The organism is Streptomyces sp. NPDC101152, from assembly GCF_044768275.1.
Classification (GTDB): Bacteria; Actinomycetota; Actinomycetes; order Streptomycetales; family Streptomycetaceae; genus Streptomyces.
The window spans coordinates 93518-111025 of sequence record NZ_JBIWPO010000017.1; the positions used below are offsets into that span (position 1 = coordinate 93518).

Below are 17508 nucleotides of genomic sequence, written 5' to 3' on the forward strand. Positions count from 1 at the left end.
TACCCATCGGATCAACACACCATCAGTTCAGCAGGAAGTCGGCCTCCCCCGCCTTGGCGCCCTCGATGAACGCGGTCATCTCGTCGGTGGTGTAGATCAGCGCCGGGCCGTCAGGGTCGGTGGACTGGCGGACGGCGATCCGTCCGTCGGCGAGCTTCATCGCCTCCAGGCAGTTGCCGCCGTTGCCGCCACTCCAGGGCTTGTGCCAGCCCTCACTGCCCAACTCCCGCGCGGGCATGCCGTTGTAGACGTGTTTGCGCGGCTTGATGCGATCCATTCACAGCTCCTTGCGGAGATCCTCGAGGATCTCCTTCGTGCGATGTGCCGTAGCGGCCTGCGCCGCCGTGCGGTCCATGACCTCGAGGTGGGTCGCCACCTCCGAGCGCGCGTCCAGGTAGACGGCGCCGGTCAGGTACTCGCTGTAGACCATGTCCGGCAGTTCTGACATGGCAAATCGGAACAGCACGAAGGGCCCGAACGTCCCGGGGTGCGGGCCGTTGAGGAACGGTGCGACCTGCAGCGTCACGTTGGGCAGCTTCGTGGTCTCGAGCAGTTTGTCGATCTGGGCACGCATCACCTCCGAGCCGCCGACGGGGCGGCGCAGCGCGGTCTCGTCGAACACGGCCCAGAACCGGGGCGCGTCCTGACGGGTGAGCAGTTCCTGTCGTTGTATGCGCAGCGCGACATGGCGCTCGATGTCGTCGGGGCTGGTCTGGCCGATCGCGCCCGACCTCAGCACGCCGCGTGCGTAGTCCTCGGTCTGCAGCAGGCCGGGGACGAAGTGCGGGTCATAGGAGCGGATCAGCGAGGCGGCGCCCTCCAGGCTGACGTACATGGAGAACCAGCCGGGCAGGATGTCGTGGAACCGCTGCCACCAGCCGGGCCGGTTGGCCTCTTCGGCCAACTGCACGAAGGTCTCGGCCTCCTCGTCGGAGACGCCGTAGGACTTCAGCAGCAGTTGCAGGTACGGGATTTTGAGGGCGACCTCGGCCATCTCCATGCGCCGGACGGTGGCGGGGGCGACGCGCAGGACCCTGGCGGCCTCCTCGCGCTTGAGTCCGGCGCGTTCCCGCAGGTCCAGCAGCCGTCGGCCGAGGACGACCTGACCGACCGTCGGCGCGGACCGCGGTTCGCTCACGCTCCACCTCCAGGCGGCCGAGGGCTCGAAAAAGACGCTGACAGCCATGCGGCGCCATTCGAAGACCCATTCGAAAGATCTGTACGGTTCTGTACCGATCTCCGTTGATCTCAACTGGCGCCGCTCGACGTGCTGTTGCGAGCAGTGTGCCATGGCCGTCCACAACGTCACACCGCACTCTGCAATTTTCAGAGTGACACTTGCCAAGTGTTCACGCCGGGGCGATAGTGGCAAGCGTGATTCCGTCCGCGCCCTTAGGAACAGACGCCGCCGAAGGCCACCCCCACAGCCTCGGTGCCGCCCCGGCAGCAGGCCCCGGAGGGGTCGCGGCCGAGCGCCGGTTCCGATTCGAGCTGGCCGCCCATCCGGGTTCTCCCGCGCAGGCCAGACGCCTGACGAGGGCCCGGCTGAACGGCTGGTCGGTGTGCGAGGACATCTGCGACACGGCGGCTCTGGTGATCACCGAGCTGGTCACCAACGCCCTGGTCCACACCGCGAGCAGCCACATCGTGTGCGAGTTGCACGACGGCGCGGACCTCGTGCGGATAGCCGTGCGTGACGAGGGCTGTGCGCCGGGTGCGCCCCACCCGTCGCGGGCTCGGCCCGAGGAGGAGCACGGGAGGGGGTTGCTCCTCATCGACACCCTCTGTCACGCGTGGGGGGCCCACGAACACGGACTGGGCCTGCTGGTCTGGGCGGAGCTGCCCCGCAAGACGGACGAGCCGCGACACGACTGCGGACCCTGCAACGACCTGGGCTGGGGAGCCAGGTCCCAGCCGGGGCCGGCCGATGGCCCGGACGACGAGGACGAACCGGACGCGCGCCACGGGACACGGGGAACGGGGATCACATGGGGTTGAGGGCCGGGTCAGGACGGCAGGTGCTGAGCCTGGACACGCTGGTCCGCCTCGAGCGCGGGCTGCACGCCCCGGGCACGCCCCGGCGACTGCCCGTGCCGGACGGGATGACGGCTCCGCTGGGCTGCGACGCGGTGGCGGTGCCCGCCCGCTTCGGCCCCTTGGTGCTGCCCCGGCTGCCCCGCGTGGGGTGCGTCTTCGCCGACGAGGCGCACTGGTGGTGGCTCGTCCCCTCCGATTCCGACTACGCCCTGGAGTGGCCCGCCCCCGCCCAGTACGCCGCCGGGGCGGTAGTTCCGGACGCCCCGGCGGTCCCCGGCCTGATCCACAGGCCGGACGGCACACTCCCGTACACCCCGCCGATCCCGTTGTACCTGGCCGTGTGCCGGGTGATGGGGACGACGCCCACCTGGTCACGTCCCGTCACCGCATAGTCGCGACGGCACCATGGTTGCGTAAACATCGGTCCGCCGCGGTGGTGATCGTCCGGCCGCCGCGGGGCGTACGCCCGCGCACCCGGCCTTCTCCCGCTCACGCTCTGCCCTGGTGGGACGCCGTCCCGGGATAGTGGCCGTTCGGCGGCGTGCGGACGCGGATCGGGGGGCACCGGCGGTGGGGAAGAAACGCGACTCGGTCAGCGCCGAGGTCTCCGAGTCGGAGCGGCTGCTGTTCGGCGGCCCGCTGCGCTATGACATGGGCTGGAACCAGCACCGCGAGGCCTTCCTGGAGCTGGACTTCCGGGCCCTGGTGACACGGCTGCCCGCCCTGCTGGGCTCCAGCCTCCGGCTGGCCTGGCAGGCCGACCGGCGGGCGGCGCGGATCGTGCTGGCCGCCGAGGCGGGCCGGGGCGCAGCGCAGGCGGTGACCCTGCTCGCCATGAACAGCGTGCTCGGGCGGCTGATCGCCGGCGGCCAGATCCAGGACCGGTTGCGCGGCGCCGTACCGGTGCTGACCGCCCTGGCCGCCGTCACCCTGTTCGGGGCGCTGCTGCGGGCCGCGTCGACGTATGCGACAGGGCGGCTCGAGCCCAAGGTGGAGCGGGTGGCCACCGAGCTGTATCTGGAACGGGCGGCGAGTGTGGAGCTCGCCGCGATCGAGGACCACGCCTTCCACAAGCTGCTGGACACCGCGCAGTACGGCGCCGGCTCGGCCCGCCGGATGATCTCGTACGCGACGCGCGCGGTGAACGCGCTGATCTCGCTGATCGCGGCGGCGAGCGTGCTGACCGTGCTGCATCCGGCGCTGCTTCCGCTGCTCGTGACGATGACGCTGCCGAGCGCCTGGAGTTCGCTGCGCAACGCCCAGCGCCGCTACGAGTCCTTCCACACGTGGGTGCAGCACGCGCGGGCCGGCCATCTGATCAGCGGTCTGCTCACCGAGCCGGCCGCCGCGCCCGAGATCCGCGTGCACGGCGTCGGCCCCTTTCTGCTGCGGCACTTCCACGCCATGTCGGAGACGGCGGAGGCGGAACAGGCGCGGCTGGCCCGGCTGGCGGCGCGCACCGGTCTGATCGCGGGGGCCTGGACGGGCCTGGCGACCGTGGCGACGTACGCGACGCTGGCCGGGCTGCTGCTCGCCGGGGCGATGGCGCTGTCGGTGGCCGGTACCGCGGTGATCGCGATCCGGACGGGTTCGTCGAGCCTGGACAACCTGGTGCTGGCGGTGAACTCGCTGCACGAGGAGGCCCTCTTCGTCGGCGATCTGCAGAAGCTGTACGTCGAGGCGGCCGAACGGGCCATCCCGGTCGGCGGCGACCCGCTGCCCGAGGAGCCGCGGGAGATCCGCTTCGAGAACGTCAGCTTCAGCTATCCGGGCGAGTCGGCCCGCCCCGCCCTCGACGACGTCACCCTGAGCATTCCGCTGGGCCGCATCGTGGCGCTGGTCGGCGAGAACGGCTCCGGCAAGACGACCCTGGTCAAGCTGCTGGCCGGCCTGTACACCCCGGACCGGGGCCGGATCCTGTGGGACGGGGTGGACGCGGCCCGCGCGGACCGGCAGCGGCTCGCCGAGCGGATCGCGATGGTGGCCCAGGACTTCAAGCGCTGGCCGTTCACCGCCCGGGTGAACGTGGCGATCGGACGTTCCTCCGCGCCGCTGACCGAGGAGCGGATGGCCGCCTCGCTCGCCGAGGCGGGCGCCGAGGACGTGGTGGCCGACCTGCCGCACGGCCTGGACACCCTGCTCGCCCGCCAGTTCAGCGGCGGGCACGAGCTGTCCGGGGGCCAGTGGCAGCGGCTCGGCATCGCGCGCGCGGCCTACCGGCGCGGCCGGATCCTGGTGGTGGACGAGCCGACGGCGGCGCTGGACGCGCGGGCCGAGCTGGAGGTCTTCGAGAAGATCCGCGCCCTGGCCTCGACCGGCCAGACCGTGATCCTCATCACCCACCGGCTGGCGTCGGTGCGCCACGCGGACCTGGTGCACGTCCTGCACCAGGGCCGGCTCGCGGAGTCCGGCACCCCGGACGAGCTGCTGGCCTGCGGCGGGATCTACGCGGAGCTGTACTCGCTGCAGGCGGAACAGTTCACGGCACCGGTGCCGAAAGCGGGGTGAGGTGACACCCGTAGGGAAGGTCGGAGGGAGTGAACGCCCGCCCTGGGGGCGGGCTCACGTCAGGCGACCACGTCCGCTGCCGTGTCGCTGCGTACGATCACCAGGAACGTGTCCGTCGCGAGGTCCATGACGACCTCCGCGGGCAGTCCTTCGAGCCGTCGCGCGTGCGCGAACTCCTCCGCCGGCCACGAGCCTCGCGGCCCACCTGCGGGAAAGCGTTCGAGCACTGTTCGCCCGTTCACCATCTCGCACCTCCATCAGCTTTGTGCTTGTAGGAGTTAACGCCTTCGGGGTCGAGAAAGCCTCGCTCAGTTGCTGGACTGAGACGTAGTTGACACTTGTTCAACGCGGAGTGTGAGGATCCGGTCACTTTGCGACGATCTCCGTCGCTTTCCGTACCAGCTTCCGCACTTTGCGTGTACGGACCCGGTGCCGCCGGGCGCTACCCCGCCAGCGGCAGTTCGGGCAGCGGTACGAAACTCCGCTCGCGCCCCAACTCCTCCAGCAGCCCGGCGAGTTGCTCGATGTCGCGCGGCGACAGCCGGCCCGAGTCGTCGAGGTGGACCGCACAGGCGGTGGTGGCGTCCACGAGCCGTTCGAGAGTGGCGACCACGCTGTCGGCGCCCTTCGAGTGCCGGGCCAGCGGCGGGAGCTCGGCGGCGGTCAGGGCGATGGCGGAACGGGCTTCGGCCAGCCGCCGATAGGCCTCGCGGCGCAGGGTCCAGCGGGCGGTACGGTCGTCCGACCCGCCCAGGACGTGCGTGAGGTACGCCTGCGCGGCGGCGCCCGCCGCCGTCAGCCGGGCCCGTACTCCCCCGCCCCGCTGCCCCGGCATCGGCAGATGCCCGACGACCAGCACGATCGCGCAGGCCAGCAGCGTCTCCCCGATTCGGCTGACAGAGGCCTGCGGTTCCCCGCCGACCATGACGAGGGCGAGGACGAGCACGGTCACGACGGCGGTCTGCGCGGCGAAGTGCCGGGTGGCGACGGGTATCAGGGCGCCGCTCACCGCCACCAGGACGACCAGCCCTTCCGGCCGGGGCAGCACGGCGGCGAAGCCGGCGAAGAGCAGCGCCCCGAGCACGGTCCCGGCGGCCCGGCACAGCACACGGGACACGAGCGGCCCGAGGTCGGGCTTGACCAGGAACACGGCGGTGGCCGGCAGCCAGTACCAGTGCGCGTGCTGCCCGTACCACCGGGCGTGGTGCAGATACTGGGCGACGGCGACGCTGGCCCCGAAGCACAGGGCCACCCGCAGCCCGTACTCCCGGCCACCGGCACCGAACACCAGCCGCAGCACGCTCGCCGCCGTCCGCCTGCGGGTGTGCAGGTCGGTCGGCTTCCCCCGGTCGAAGGCGTCGGCGGCGTGCAGGAGCGCGTCGTCCAGGGCACGCAGCGCGGGGGCGGACCGATGGGGCGCGGGCAGGGGCCCGGTGTGCGTGTTCTCCCGTACGGCGACGGCGAGCCGCCGTGGCCCCTCGGACGTCCGCCCGCTCACCGCCTCCCCGGCCCACGCGAGCGCGGTCGCCGCCTCGGCGAGCGGCAACGCTGCGGCGTACTGCGCGTGCAGCCGCCGTTCGGCGGTGGACGAGGCGTACCGGCGCAACCGGGGCCCGGCGAGGGCGTCCTGCGCGTGGTCGAGAGCGGCGGTCAGCGCCTCCCTCCGGTCGACGGCGCTCTCGCTGCCCACCGCGTCGAGCAACTCGGCGACGGCGTCGTACACGGCGGCGACGGCGTCCCGCTCCCCGTCGAAGCGGAAGTCACCGGCCGTGGCCCCCGGCGTCGGCAGCACCAGCCGCAGCGCGAGCAGCCACCCGGCGCCGCACAGGAAGGCGAGGGCGCGCAGCCATCCCGGCTCCGGCCCCGGCATCCCGGCACCGATGGCCGAGCCGACGAGCATGTGCGTCCCGACGCCGGAGGCGACCGGCCCGACCGCGCTGATGCCACCGGCGACGAGCCCGAGAGCGGTGAGCAGGAAGGTCAGGGCGACGGCCCCGAGATGCTCGCCCCCGTACGTCCCGACGAGCAGCCCGCCCGCTCCCGCGAGCGCGGGCACGCCGATCCGCTTGACGGAGGCCCGCCGGCTGCCGGGACGGTCGTTGATCCCGGCGAGCATGGCGGCGATCGCAGCGATGACGCCCGGCGCGGTGCGGTCGAGCAGGACGGCGAGCAGGAGAAGCGGCCCGGCCGACAGCGCGCCCCTGATGACCGCGCTCCAGGGCACGGGCCCTCCCTGGGCACGGAAGGCGTGCGCCAGCCAAGGGGGCAGAGCGACGAACGTACGGGACACAGGGCTCCTGTCCGGACGAGGGCGGGGTGTGCCTTCGGGCGACGGTGGCCGGGGCTGCGGTGTGCCTCCACGGTAAACGGGTGAGCTGGAGCGAACGGGACGAATGTGTTTCGGAGATGTGACGGGTGACCGGAAAGACGGGTTCTTTATGAACGCAACTCTCCCCGACCACGCGGAAAACCAGATGCGGAACCGGTCGGCGGGCCGGACCATCGGTAGGTCGTCCTGCGTCCGCGTCGGCCCCTGCCCGCGTCCAGAACTGCCCCCGTTTCAGCACCCGTTCAAGGAGCCGCCCCGTGATCCATCGTGTGACCGTCCCAGGACTGTTCCCGCCGCCCCGTTACGCCCACGGGTCCGTCGTCGAGGCGGGTGCGCGGCTCGCGTTCCTCGCCGGGGCCGTGCCGCTCGACGGGGAGGGGAGGCTGGTCGGTGAGGGGGATCCGGTGCGGCAGGCCGAGCAGGTACTGGTGAACCTCGGCGAGCAACTGCGCGCCGTCGGCTCCGACCTGGCGCACGTCGTGGCGACGGACGTGTACGTCGTCGCCGGTGAACCCGCCGTGCTCACCGCCGTCTGGGACGTCGTGGAGGCGTCCGGGCTGAGTGCGGGGCCGCACTCCTCGACGCTGCTCGGCGTCGCCTGCCTCGGGTACCCCGGGCAACTCGTGGAGATCACCGCTACCGCTGTCGTGCCCGAGATGGAGGCCCGCCGGTGAACGCCGCCGAACCCGGACAGCCGGCCGACCACGTCGTCCTGCGCCGCGCCGGCGCCACGGACGCCCGGCCCGCGGCCGATGTCTGGCTGCGTTCCTTCGCCGCCGCGCTGCCGACGGTCGTCAGTCCCCGGTCCGCCGACGAGGTGCGGGGCTACTTCCGGGACGTCGTGGTGCCCTTCCGGGAGACGTGGGTCGCGGATGCGGGGTACCGGGACGGGATCGTCGGGGTCATGGTGCTCGCCGACGACGAGCTCTCCCAGCTCTATCTCGCCCCGGGCTGGCGTGGACGCGGTCTCGGGGACCGGTTCGTCGGGCTGGCCAAGGAGCGCAGTCCGCAGGGTCTCACCCTGTGGACCTTCCAGGTCAACAAGCCCGCTCACCGGTTCTACGAGCGGCACGGTTTCGTCGCCGTCGAGTACACGGACGGGAGCGGGAACGAGGAGCGGGAGCCGGATGTGCGGTACGTGTGGCGCCCTTGAGCCCGGGAGCGCGGGCCCGCACACCACGACCCCCGCAGAAACCTTCTACTCCTCCTCACCTCCCGCCGAGCCCGCCGAAGGCAGTCGCTCGCGGATCTCGTCCATCACCGTGGAGTCCGTGAGCGTCGTGACGTCACCGAGGTCGCGTTTCTCGGCGACGTCCCGCAGCAGGCGGCGCATGATCTTGCCGGAGCGGGTCTTGGGGAGTTCGGCGACCACCAGGATCTGCCGCGGCCGGGCGATCGGGCCGATCTCCTTGGCGACGTGGGCACGCAGCTCGGTCGCCACCTGCTCGGCACCCGTGGGCCCGACGTCCTGTGCGTCGCCGCGCAGGATGACGAAGGCCACGACGCCCTGGCCCGTCGTCGGGTCGGTCGCGCCGACCACGGCCGCCTCCGCGACCATCGGATGGGAGACCAGGGCCGATTCGACCTCCGTGGTGGAGATGCGGTGCCCGGAGACGTTCATGACGTCGTCGACCCGGCCGAGCAGCCAGATGTCACCGTCCTCGTCCTTCTTCGCGCCGTCCCCGGCGAAGTACGTCCCGGGGAAGCGCGACCAGTACGTGTCGATGTACCGCTGCTCGTCGCCCCAGATGGTGCGCAGCATGCCCGGCCACGGGTCGGTCAGGACCAGATAGCCGCCGGAACCGTCGGGCACCGGTTTGCCCGTGTCGTCGACGACGTCGGCCGCGATGCCCGGCAACGGCCGCAGGGCCGAACCCGGCTTGCAGACGCTCACGCCCGGCAGCGGGCTGATCATCTGCGCGCCGGTCTCCGTCTGCCACCAGGTGTCGACGACCGGACAGCGGCCGGAGCCGATGTGCTTGCGGTACCAGATCCACGCCTCCGGGTTGATCGGTTCACCGACCGAGCCCAGCAGCCGGAGCGACGAGAGGTCGAACTCGGCCGGGAATTCGGCGCCCCACTTCATGAAGGTGCGGATCGCGGTCGGGGCGCAGTAGAGGATCGAGACGCGGTACTTCTCGATGATCTCCCACCAACGGCCCTTGTGCGGGGTGTCCGGGGTGCCCTCGTACATCACGGACGTGACGCCGTTGGCGAGCGGGCCGTACACGATGTACGAGTGGCCGGTGACCCAGCCGATGTCCGCCGCGGTCCAGAACACGTCCCGCTCCGGTTTGACGTCGAAAACCGCCCAGTGCGACCAGGCGACCTGGGTGAGATAGCCGCCGGTGGTGTGCAGGATGCCTTTCGGGCGGGCCGTCGTACCAGAGGTGTACATGATGTACAGCGGGTGTTCGCTGTCGAAGGCCTCCGCCTCGTGTTCGGACGACTGTCCGTCCACCAGGTCGTGCCACCACACGTCCCGCCCGTCGGTCCAGTCGACGTCCTGTCCGGTGCGCCGGACGACCAGCACGCTGCGTACGTCCGGGCACGCGTGCAGCGCCTCGTCGACCGCGGGTTTCAGCGCCGATGGGTTGCCCCTGCGGTAGCCGCCGTCCGCGGTGATCACGACTCGCGCGTCGCAGTCGAGGATCCGGCCGCGCAGCGCCTCGGCGGAGAAGCCGCCGAAGACCACGGTGTGCGGGGCGCCGATGCGGGCACAGGCCAGCATCGCCACCACCGTCTCCGGGATCATCGGCAGGTAGATCGCCACCCGGTCGCCGGTCCGCACGCCGAGCGACTGCAGGGCGTTGGCGGCCCGGCAGACCTCGGCCGTCAGGTCGGCGTAGGTGATGGTGCGGGTGTCCCCGGGCTCGCCTTCCCAGTGGAAGGCGACCCGCTCCCCGAGGCCGGCCGCCACGTGCCGATCCAGGCAGTTGTACGCCGCGTTCAGGCGCCCGCCCGTGAACCAGCGGGCGAACGGGGCACGGCTCCAGTCGAGCACCTCGTCCCAGGGCCGTGCCCAGTCCAGCCGGCCGGCCGCCTCGTCCCAGAAGGCGAGGCGGTCGGTGTCGGCGCGTTCGTAGTCCGCCGCGGTGGCGTTCGCCGCGTCGGCCAGCTCCGGGGGCGGCGGGAACCGTCGCTCCTCACGGAGCAGGTTGGAGAGTGTTTCGCCACCGGAGTCGGTCATGCGTGGGCTCCGAAGGGACCGCGGTGCGTGCGGTGGGGCCGAAGGTGTTCACCGAGGTTCGCCAAGACCGGCATGACGGCACGGTTGTACGTGGAGTTGGTGACGCCGGCGAAGGACGCGTACCACGCGCACACGGCCGTGAGCAGGCCCAGCCAGCCGCCCGCCTTGACGGTGTTCGGCGACTGCGCGAATTCGGCGATGCACAGGACGATGAACGTCGCGGACAACGTGACGAACACGGCGAGGATCGCCCCCGTCGTGCGGGTCGCGGCCACGGTCATGTACACCGTGAAGACCGCCCACACCAGCAGGAACAGCCCGCTGGCCTGGTGTGCGGTGGCCGCCGGCAGGCCGGGTACGACGAACTTCGCGTAGGCCGCGTACGACAGCCAGAAGGCGCCGAAGGAACCGAACGCGGTGGCGCCGAAGGTGTTGCCCTTGCGGAACTCCCACATGCCGGCGAGGAGTTGTGCGAGCCCGCCGTAGAAAAGCGCGAGCGGCAGGACGACGGCGACCAGTTTCTTGTCGGTGATGAGATTCGCGTTGAACGTGCTGAGAACGAACGTCGTCGCTGCGAAGGCGGCGAGGCCGAGCGGGCCGGGGTCCGCGATCTTGGCCTGTTCGGTGGTCGGAGTGCTCATTGCCTCTCCTCCTGTGATCCAGATCACAAGAATGTGAGATCCATTGTAGGCACCACCTATGGCGTACAGGCGCCGCACCCACAGTCGGCAATCGACGAACGGTGCCGACTGTGCGACGAACGGTCGTCCGGCGTCGTCGGGGGCGGAGACCGGGTTCCCCGGGCGCGGATCTCTAGTCGAGAACGTCCTCACCGCGATGCCGGTACGCCCACTCCGCCGCCCGCGCGGCAAGAGCCACCAGATCCGGCTCCCCCGTGTCACCGTCCAGGTGCCGATACTCCACCGCGGTCAGAATGACGACCCGCTCCGGCAGCCCCAGGTGGTCACGGAAGCCGCCGGCCAGGATGTCCGCAGCAGCCTCGTCGGCGCTAAGGCCACCGGCGTGCCGGGCGCGGATCAGAGCTTCCAGCTCCCGGTGGTAGGTGACATAGCAACGGACATCTTCCCTGCTCATCACCGCCCCGTGCCCCGGCACGACCACCTCCGGGTCCAAGGCCAGAATCGTCTCGCAGGCCGCGATGACATTGCCCAGCGGCCCGTTCCAGTGCACCGGGTGATCCCCGGCGAACAGCACGTCCCCGGCGCACACCACCCCCCGATCCGGAAAGTGCACCACCAGATCACCGGCCGAGTGCGCGGGCCCCACCTCGATCAGTTCGGCCGCAATATCGCCCACGGTCAGCTCGTACCGTCCGGAGAAGGTGACGGTCGGCGGAACGGACTCCACACCCTCGTACCGGTACCGCCCGAAGTGCCGACGCGCGTACCACCCCAGAGGCTGGTCGGCCGGGGTCTGATGGGTGAGGAAGTGCATCTGCTGCGGCGACGGCTCATGGCACAAGTGCTCGGCACTCGCCTTGGTCGCAATGATCTCGGCATCGGGAAAGCAGCCATTACCGAACGTGTGATCCCCATTGACATGCGTATTGACGATCGTCCGCACAGCACCGGGCAGGACCGTCTCAGCAGCACCCATCAGAGCCTCGGTCATCGCCTGGTCATAAGGAGTGTCGACGAGGGCCGCCTCCTCCCCCGAAACGATCAACAGACAGTTGGCGAATCCCCAGGTCCCGGTATACCCCGGGGCCCACAGATGCAGCCCGTCGGCAACCTGGATGAGTCCGTCAGGAAGTTTCATGCCGGCCATTCTGCCCGCGCCCGCCCACGCGCAGGAGCGGGTCGTGGCGGTACGGCGCAGCCCGCCGCCTACGCGTCCCGGGATCAAGATCCCCCCCGCCCCCAAACCCTCCGCTTAGGCACCGGCACCCCAAAACTCCCCACCCGGCTGGTCACCAACCCCAACCCCACCAACGACTCCGCCAGCTTCACCCCCGCCCCCACCCCATCGACAACCGGCACCCCCAACTTCTCGCTCACCGCCCGCTGCAACCCCGTCATCCCGGCACACCCCAGCACCAGCACCTCGGCCCCCGCCGAGAGGGCCCGCTCAGCCGCCGCCAAGAACGCCACCTCCGTACGATCGGCGTCACCGAGGTCGAGCACCCCGAGCCCCGTTCCGACGACCGCCGCACAGTTGCGCCCCACGCCCGCCAGCTCCAGGCTGTCCTCGATCTGCCCGCACGACCGCTCCAGCGTGGTCACGACGCCGTACCGCCGCCCCAGCAGACACGCCAGATGCGCCGCGGCCTCGGTGATGTCGACGACGGGCACGTCGACCAGCTCCCGTACGCCTTCCCGCCCGTGTTCCCCGAAGCCGGCCATCACGACGGCGTCGTAGGCGGGGCCCTCGTAGGTGCGCAGGAGATCGATGACGGCCGCCGCCGACAGGTAGCTGTCGAGCCAGCCCTCCGCGGACTCCGGCCCCCACCCGGGGGTGAGCCCGAGCACGGTGGTGCCCGGGCCAGCCGCGGCCCGGGCACCTCGTACGATCTCCGCGGTCATCTCCTGCGTGGTGTTGCAGTTGGTGACGACGATCCGCACGTCCGTCAGACCTCCACAGGTGCGGGAGCGGGCCCGGTGGCGGCGGTCCGCTCGGACCGGCAGATCAGCAGGTACAGCCCGGCGGCGAGCGCCGTGCCGATGAACCAGGAGTACGGGGCCACGTCGCTGAACGTCTTCACCAGCGCGAGGACCGCCGCGACCGCGGCCGAGGGCAGGAAGGCCGCCAGCGCCTTGGGGTTGACGCCCTTCTTGTAGTAGTAGCGCGAGCCGGGACGGGCGTCGAACAACTCCTCGACGTCCACCCGACCCCGCCTGACCCAGTAGTAGTCGACCATGATCACGCCGAACAGCGGACCCAGGAAGGCGCCCAGGCCGCCGAGGAAGTAGTTGACGACGGTCGGGTTGGAGAAGAGGTTCCACGGGGTCACGACCAGCGCGGCGACCGTGCTGATCATGCCGCCGACCTTGAAGGTGATCTTCTGCGGCCAGACGTTCGCCAGGTCGTACGCGGGCGAGACGAAGTTGGCGACGATGTTGACGCCCATGGTGGCCACCGCGAAGGTGAACGCGGCGATGACCAGCACCCAGGTGTTGCCGATCTTGGCGACCAGTTCCGCCGGGTCGGTGATGGCCGTGCCGAACACCTTCAGCGAGCCGGCCGTGACGATCACCGAGACGACCACGAAGGCGGTCGAGTTGATGGGCAGGCCCCAGAAGTTGCCGCGCCGCACGGTCCGGTAGTCCGGCGCGAAGCGCGAGAAGTCGCAGAAGTTGAGCATCAGCGTGCCGTACGTGGCGAGGATCAGCCCGATCGCGCCGAACCACTGCCGCCACTGCTCGCCGACCGACACCGGGTGCGGGGTGGAGGTGAGCGAGATGCTCCAGTCGGCCTTCCACAGCACCCACCCGGCCAGCGCGATCATCACGAGCCAGATCGCGGGACCGCAGAAGTCCTGGAACTTCCGTACCGATTCCATGCCCTGACTGATGATCAGTGCCTGGATCAGCCACAGGGACACGAAGGAACACCACCCCAGCGCGTCGAGCCCCAGGAACGAGTGGTGCGTCCAGGACTTCAGCCCCGGCCAGGCGGCCAGCAGCATCACGTTGACGGCGACGGAGGCGAGGTAGGTCTGGATGCCGTACCACATGATGGCGATCACGGCCCGGATCAGGGCCGGGATGTTGGCGCCCCAGACGCCGAAGCTGATCCGGCTGACGACCGGGAAGGGCACACCGTGCCGCTGCCCGATCCGGCCCATCCAGTTCATGCCGATGTAGATGAGCACGAAGCCGATGAGCAGCGCGGTGAAGACCTGCCACACGTTCATGCCGAGCACCAGCAGGCCGGCGGCGAAGGTGTAGTTGCCGAGGTTGTGGACGTCGGACATCCACATCGCGAAGAGGTCGAAGACCTTCCAGTTCCGCTTCTCGGCGGGCGCGAGGTCTTCGTTGGTGAGCCGGGGATCGGGGACGAACGCTGGGGCGCCGGTGGCTTCGGCGCGGTCGGCGAGGGACACGGGGCCTCCATGGGCAAGGGGACGGAGGACGGCAGCCGTTTGGTATACCAAACTGCCGACATGGTCCCGTCGTCAAGAGTTCAGACCGATGTCGCGGTTGTTAACGCTCGGTAAAAGCACCCCGGAGTCGGCGAAGATGGCTCCATGAGCTCCACGACGACGAAGATCGAACCTCTGGGCGCGGTCCGCGAGCGGGTCCTGGCGAGCCTGCGGCAGGAGATCATCGCGGGCACACTGGGCCCGGGTGACCGGCTGGTGGAACGAGACCTGGCCGAGCGCCTCGGGGTGTCCCGGGTGCCGGTCCGCGAGGCGATCCGCGCGCTGGTCGCCGAGGGGTTCGTGCACTTCGAGACGCCCCGCCGCACCGTCGTACGCCGTCTGACCCCGAACGACGTCCGGGAGCTGTTCGAACTGCGCGAGGCCCTCGAGGTGTACGCGGCCGGTCTCGCCGCCGCCAAGGCGACACCCGGCGACCTGGCCGAGGTCGAGGCGCTCCTCGACCGCGCCGCCGCCGCGACGAAGGACGAGGACGCCGAGGCGATCACCGACATCAACAGTCAGCTGCACGACCGGATCGTGGCGATGGCGGGCAACAGCCTGATCGTCGCCGCCCTGGAACCGGTCGCGGGCCGGCTGCGCTGGATGACCCGGCGGAACGAGGAGTGGCCCCAACTCCTCATCGAACACCGGGAGTTGTACGAAGCCATCGCCTCCGGCGACCCGGAGCGCGCGAAGGCGCACGCGCTGGCCCACGTGCGGACCAACTACCGTTCCACCGTCAGGCATCTGTTCGGCGAGGCAGAGGCAGAGACGGAGGCGTAGCACCCACGGTTACGCACCGCCTGACGACAACGTCGGATCACCCGCGGGCGTACTTGTCGGTGGCCGCCACGAGTGCCTCCGCGATGGTGGGAGCGCCGGTGGTGTGGCCGACGTCGTCCACGACCACCAACTCGCTGCCGGGCCAGGCGTGGTGGAGCCGCCAGACGATGCCGAGCAGGTTGCCGAAGTCGAGGCTGCCCTGGACCAGGGTGCCGGGAATGCCCTTCAACTGCGGGGCGTCCCGCAGGACCACGCCCTCGTGGGGGCCCTCGCCCAGAAAGTGGCCGTTGCCCCAGTAGTGGGTGACGGTGCGGGCGAAGCCCCTGCGGAACTCCGCGTTTTCGTACCGCTCGACGGACCGCGGCGGCGCCGGAATGATCGCCGTCTCCCAGTCGGTCCAGGCCCGCGCGGCCCGCTCCCGCACAGCGGGGTCCGGCGACTCGAGGAGCCGGTTGTAGGCGGCGGCGAGGTTGCCGTCCCGTTCGTCCTCCGGCACCCCGGCCCAAAACCGTTCGAAGGCCTCGGGGAAGAACTGGCCGAGTCCCCTGGTCAGCAGGGCCGTCTCGGCGTCGGAGCCGGTGGCGACCCCGGTCAGCACCAGCTCGCTCACCCGCTCCGGATGCGTCTGTGCGTACCGCAGCCCCAGCACGGACCCCCACGACACGCCCCACACCAGCCACCGCTCGATCCCCAGGTGCCGGCGCAGCAGCTCCAGATCGGCGATGAGGTGGGCGGTCGTGTTGACGCTCATGTCGGTGTCGTGCGCGCTCGCCCGGGGCGTGGAGCGTCCGGCACCACGCTGGTCGAGGAGCACGACGCGGTAGAGGGCGGGGTCGAACAGGCGCCGGGGATACGGGCTGCAGCCGGACCCGGGGCCGCCGTGCAGCACGACGGCGGGCTTGCCGTGCGGGTTTCCGCAGGTCTCCCAGTACACGCGGTTGCCGTCGCCGACTTCGAGCAGGCCGTGGTCGTACGGTTCGGTCTCCGGGTAAAGGGGCATCCGGGCACCGTAACGCTCCCCGTGGCCGCCCCGCCTCCTTATTTCACGGGGAGCTGTTTCACGGGGAGCCCCGCCACCTCCCCCGCCGTCCGCAGCACGTCCCGCAGCATCTCGGGGGTGAGCTTGCCGGTGAAGGTGTTGCGCTGGCTGACGTGGAAGCAGCCGAAGAGGTCGAGGCCGTCCAGCGGCACGCGGATGCCGTGTCCGAAGACGGGCCGTGGCCGGGGCACCGTCCAGCCCGCCTCCGTGAACGCGGGCAGCGCGGCCTGCCAGCCGAAGGCGCCGAGCACCACGGCCGCGCGCAGGGTCGGCCGCAGCAGCTTCAGTTCCTGGACGAGCCAGGGCCGGCAGGTGTCCCGCTCGCCGGGGGTGGGCTTGTTCTCGGGCGGGGCGCAGTGCACGGGCGCGGTGATGCGCACGCCGTGCAGGGCGAGGCCGTCGTCCGCCGCGACGGAGGTCGGCTGCGAGGCCAGCCCCACGTCGTACATCGCCTGGTACAGCACGTCTCCGGAGCGGTCGCCGGTGAACATGCGGCCGGTGCGGTTACCGCCGTGCGCCGCCGGCGCGAGGCCGATGATCAGCAGCGAGGCGTCGACGGGCCCGAAGCCGGGTACCGGGCGCGCCCAGTACGTCCAGTCCTGGAACGCCGCCCGCTTGACCCGCCCGACCTCCTCGCGCCACTCGACGAGCCGAGGACAAGCGGCGCATCCGGCGATCCGACGGTCGAGCTCGGCCAGGCTGTCCATGCGTCAACGGTACGGCGGTGGAGCTCCCGAGCCGCTGCGGGGCCCGCCGACGGTCCGGCGCCGAGAGGACCGGGGCGGAAAACCGCCAGGGGGCACACGCGAGGGAGGACTAAGGTCGGGGGCATGGGTTTGGAAGGTCACGAGGAGACGAGCGGCCAGGTCGCCCCGATGGAGACCGCCACTGCCGGCGGCAGCGAGGGTGCGCCCGGTGGTTCCGGAGTGTCAGCGGCTGCCGGCGATCCCCAGGTCGCCGCCGTGATCGCCGCCGCCGAGGCGGCCGGACCGACGGCCGGCGAGAGCGTGCGCGTCGACAGCTGGATCTGGGCCGTCCGTCTGATCAAGACCCGCTCACTCGGCGCCGCCGCCTGCAAGGGCGGACACGTGCGCGTGAACGGCCAGAACGTGAAGCCCTCGCACTCCCTGCGGGTCGGCGACGAGGTACGGCTGCGCCACGAGGGCCGGGAGCGGATCGTGATCGTCAAGCGCCTGATCCGCAAGCGGGTCGGCGCTCCGGTGGCGGTTCAGTGCTATGTCGACAACTCCCCTCCCCCGCCGCCCCGCGAGGCCGTGGCACCCATCGGCATCCGCGACCGTGGCGCGGGCCGCCCCACCAAGCGCGACCGCCGCGATCTGGAACGCCTGCGCGGGCTCATGGGAGGCGGTGGCACGGCACGACCGGGCGGACGCTGACCCGGCCCGGGCATACGGCGGTGGGGGGGGGGGCGGGGCCCCGGGGGGGCCCCCCCCCGCCCCCCCCCCCGGGGGGCGGGCCGGGGGCGGGGGGGGGCGCCGCGGGCACCGGCGCCCCCCCCC

The 17508-nt window shown here is 71.2% G+C and carries 18 protein-coding genes; 7 read left to right on the plus strand and 11 right to left on the minus strand.

All coding sequences use genetic code 11. The features are described from left to right. Positions 1 to 22: 22 nt before the first annotated feature. Positions 23 to 277 (minus strand): DUF397 domain-containing protein, encoded by a 255-nt coding sequence (locus tag ACIRVK_RS22935; protein WP_404249831.1) that lies wholly within the window; start codon positions 275 to 277, stop codon positions 23 to 25. Continuing rightward, entirely contained in the window at positions 278 to 1138 is an 861-nt protein-coding gene (locus tag ACIRVK_RS22940) for a helix-turn-helix transcriptional regulator (protein ID WP_404249832.1), read from the minus strand. A gap of 227 nt (positions 1139 to 1365) precedes the next feature. On the opposite strand from ACIRVK_RS22940, the gene ACIRVK_RS22945 reads away from it, so the two are divergent. The 3 genes from ACIRVK_RS22945 to ACIRVK_RS22955 all read left to right on the plus strand — a co-directional run bounded on the left by ACIRVK_RS22945 (position 1366) and on the right by ACIRVK_RS22955 (position 4545). Further along, a complete protein-coding gene (locus tag ACIRVK_RS22945; protein ID WP_404249834.1) occupies positions 1366 to 1998 on the plus strand; it encodes an ATP-binding protein in 633 nt (210 codons plus the stop codon). Beyond that, complete coding sequence (locus tag ACIRVK_RS22950) at positions 1989 to 2429, plus strand: hypothetical protein (protein WP_404249836.1); 441 nt, start codon at positions 1989 to 1991, stop codon at positions 2427 to 2429. Before ACIRVK_RS22945 ends, ACIRVK_RS22950 begins: the two co-directional genes overlap by 10 nt. 178 nt (positions 2430 to 2607) lie before the next feature. Continuing rightward, positions 2608 to 4545: an ABC transporter ATP-binding protein gene (locus ACIRVK_RS22955; RefSeq protein WP_404249838.1), complete on the plus strand. Its 1938-nt coding sequence runs from the start codon at positions 2608 to 2610 to the stop codon at positions 4543 to 4545. Between the two features lie 59 nt (positions 4546 to 4604). Here ACIRVK_RS22955 and ACIRVK_RS22960 read toward each other — a convergent pair whose 3' ends face one another. Both ACIRVK_RS22960 and ACIRVK_RS22965 read right to left on the minus strand, forming a co-directional pair. Next, positions 4605 to 4787, minus strand: coding sequence for a hypothetical protein (locus ACIRVK_RS22960; protein WP_404249934.1), 183 nt, complete (start codon positions 4785 to 4787; stop codon positions 4605 to 4607). 200 nt (positions 4788 to 4987) lie between these two features. Beyond that, positions 4988 to 6835, minus strand: coding sequence for an FUSC family protein (locus ACIRVK_RS22965; RefSeq protein WP_404249840.1), 1848 nt, complete (start codon positions 6833 to 6835; stop codon positions 4988 to 4990). A 296-nt stretch (positions 6836 to 7131) separates the two neighbouring features. Between ACIRVK_RS22965 and ACIRVK_RS22970 the strand changes: the two genes are divergently transcribed. Both ACIRVK_RS22970 and ACIRVK_RS22975 read left to right on the plus strand, forming a co-directional pair. After that, positions 7132 to 7548, plus strand: a complete 417-nt coding sequence (locus ACIRVK_RS22970) for a RidA family protein (RefSeq protein WP_404249842.1) — start codon at positions 7132 to 7134, stop codon at positions 7546 to 7548. Further along, the gene (locus ACIRVK_RS22975) at positions 7545 to 8027 is read left to right on the plus strand and encodes a GNAT family N-acetyltransferase (protein WP_404249844.1); all 483 of its coding nucleotides are present in this window, start codon (positions 7545 to 7547) and stop codon (positions 8025 to 8027) included. The genes ACIRVK_RS22970 and ACIRVK_RS22975 overlap by 4 nt, the downstream gene beginning before the upstream one ends. Before the next feature lie 45 nt (positions 8028 to 8072). Here ACIRVK_RS22975 and acs read toward each other — a convergent pair whose 3' ends face one another. The 5 genes from acs to ACIRVK_RS23000 form a co-directional block, all read right to left on the minus strand. After that, on the minus strand, positions 8073 to 10064 hold the full coding sequence (acs, locus tag ACIRVK_RS22980) for an acetate--CoA ligase (RefSeq protein ID WP_404249846.1): 1992 nt from the start codon (positions 10062 to 10064) through the stop codon (positions 8073 to 8075). Further along, positions 10061 to 10705 carry an acetate uptake transporter gene (locus tag ACIRVK_RS22985; protein WP_404249848.1) on the minus strand — a complete coding sequence of 215 codons (645 nt, stop codon included), beginning with the start codon at positions 10703 to 10705 and terminating at the stop codon, positions 10061 to 10063. Before ACIRVK_RS22985 ends, acs begins: the two co-directional genes overlap by 4 nt. A gap of 172 nt (positions 10706 to 10877) precedes the next feature. After that, positions 10878 to 11843: an MBL fold metallo-hydrolase gene (locus tag ACIRVK_RS22990; protein ID WP_404249850.1), complete on the minus strand. Its 966-nt coding sequence runs from the start codon at positions 11841 to 11843 to the stop codon at positions 10878 to 10880. Between the two features lie 83 nt (positions 11844 to 11926). Next, positions 11927 to 12646 carry an aspartate/glutamate racemase family protein gene (locus tag ACIRVK_RS22995; RefSeq protein WP_404249852.1) on the minus strand — a complete coding sequence of 240 codons (720 nt, stop codon included), beginning with the start codon at positions 12644 to 12646 and terminating at the stop codon, positions 11927 to 11929. Between the two features lie 5 nt (positions 12647 to 12651). Then, a complete protein-coding gene (locus ACIRVK_RS23000; RefSeq protein ID WP_404249854.1) occupies positions 12652 to 14127 on the minus strand; it encodes an NCS1 family nucleobase:cation symporter-1 in 1476 nt (491 codons plus the stop codon). Between the two features lie 144 nt (positions 14128 to 14271). Here ACIRVK_RS23000 and ACIRVK_RS23005 point away from each other — a divergent pair, with 144 nt between their 5' ends. Beyond that, on the plus strand, positions 14272 to 14949 hold the full coding sequence (locus ACIRVK_RS23005; RefSeq protein WP_404249856.1) for a GntR family transcriptional regulator: 678 nt from the start codon (positions 14272 to 14274) through the stop codon (positions 14947 to 14949). Between the two features lie 37 nt (positions 14950 to 14986). Here ACIRVK_RS23005 and pip read toward each other — a convergent pair whose 3' ends face one another. Then, positions 14987 to 15949: a prolyl aminopeptidase gene (pip, locus tag ACIRVK_RS23010; RefSeq protein ID WP_404249858.1), complete on the minus strand. Its 963-nt coding sequence runs from the start codon at positions 15947 to 15949 to the stop codon at positions 14987 to 14989. Positions 15950 to 15987: 38 nt separating this feature from the next. Next, entirely contained in the window at positions 15988 to 16695 is a 708-nt protein-coding gene (locus ACIRVK_RS23015) for a uracil-DNA glycosylase (RefSeq protein WP_404249860.1), read from the minus strand. A 168-nt stretch (positions 16696 to 16863) separates the two neighbouring features. Between ACIRVK_RS23015 and ACIRVK_RS23020 the strand changes: the two genes are divergently transcribed. Next, positions 16864 to 17385 carry an RNA-binding S4 domain-containing protein gene (locus ACIRVK_RS23020; protein ID WP_404249936.1) on the plus strand — a complete coding sequence of 174 codons (522 nt, stop codon included), beginning with the start codon at positions 16864 to 16866 and terminating at the stop codon, positions 17383 to 17385. Positions 17386 to 17508: the final 123 nt, after the last annotated feature.

Excerpts from the sequence above, each read along its gene's own strand:
- ACIRVK_RS22935 (WP_404249831.1), bottom strand. The coding sequence starts at position 277 with ATGGATCGCATCAAGCCGCGCAAACACGTCTACAACGGCATGCCCGCG.
- ACIRVK_RS22950 (WP_404249836.1), top strand. The coding sequence starts at position 1,989 with ATGGGGTTGAGGGCCGGGTCAGGACGGCAGGTGCTGAGCCTGGACACG.
- acs (WP_404249846.1), bottom strand. The coding sequence starts at position 10,064 with ATGACCGACTCCGGTGGCGAAACACTCTCCAACCTGCTCCGTGAGGAG.
- ACIRVK_RS22985 (WP_404249848.1), bottom strand. The coding sequence starts at position 10,705 with ATGAGCACTCCGACCACCGAACAGGCCAAGATCGCGGACCCCGGCCCG.
- ACIRVK_RS22990 (WP_404249850.1), bottom strand. The coding sequence starts at position 11,843 with ATGAAACTTCCTGACGGACTCATCCAGGTTGCCGACGGGCTGCATCTG.
- ACIRVK_RS23005 (WP_404249856.1), top strand. The coding sequence starts at position 14,272 with ATGAGCTCCACGACGACGAAGATCGAACCTCTGGGCGCGGTCCGCGAG.
- pip (WP_404249858.1), bottom strand. The coding sequence starts at position 15,949 with ATGCCCCTTTACCCGGAGACCGAACCGTACGACCACGGCCTGCTCGAA.
- ACIRVK_RS23015 (WP_404249860.1), bottom strand. The coding sequence starts at position 16,695 with ATGGACAGCCTGGCCGAGCTCGACCGTCGGATCGCCGGATGCGCCGCT.
- ACIRVK_RS23020 (WP_404249936.1), top strand. The coding sequence starts at position 16,864 with ATGGAGACCGCCACTGCCGGCGGCAGCGAGGGTGCGCCCGGTGGTTCC.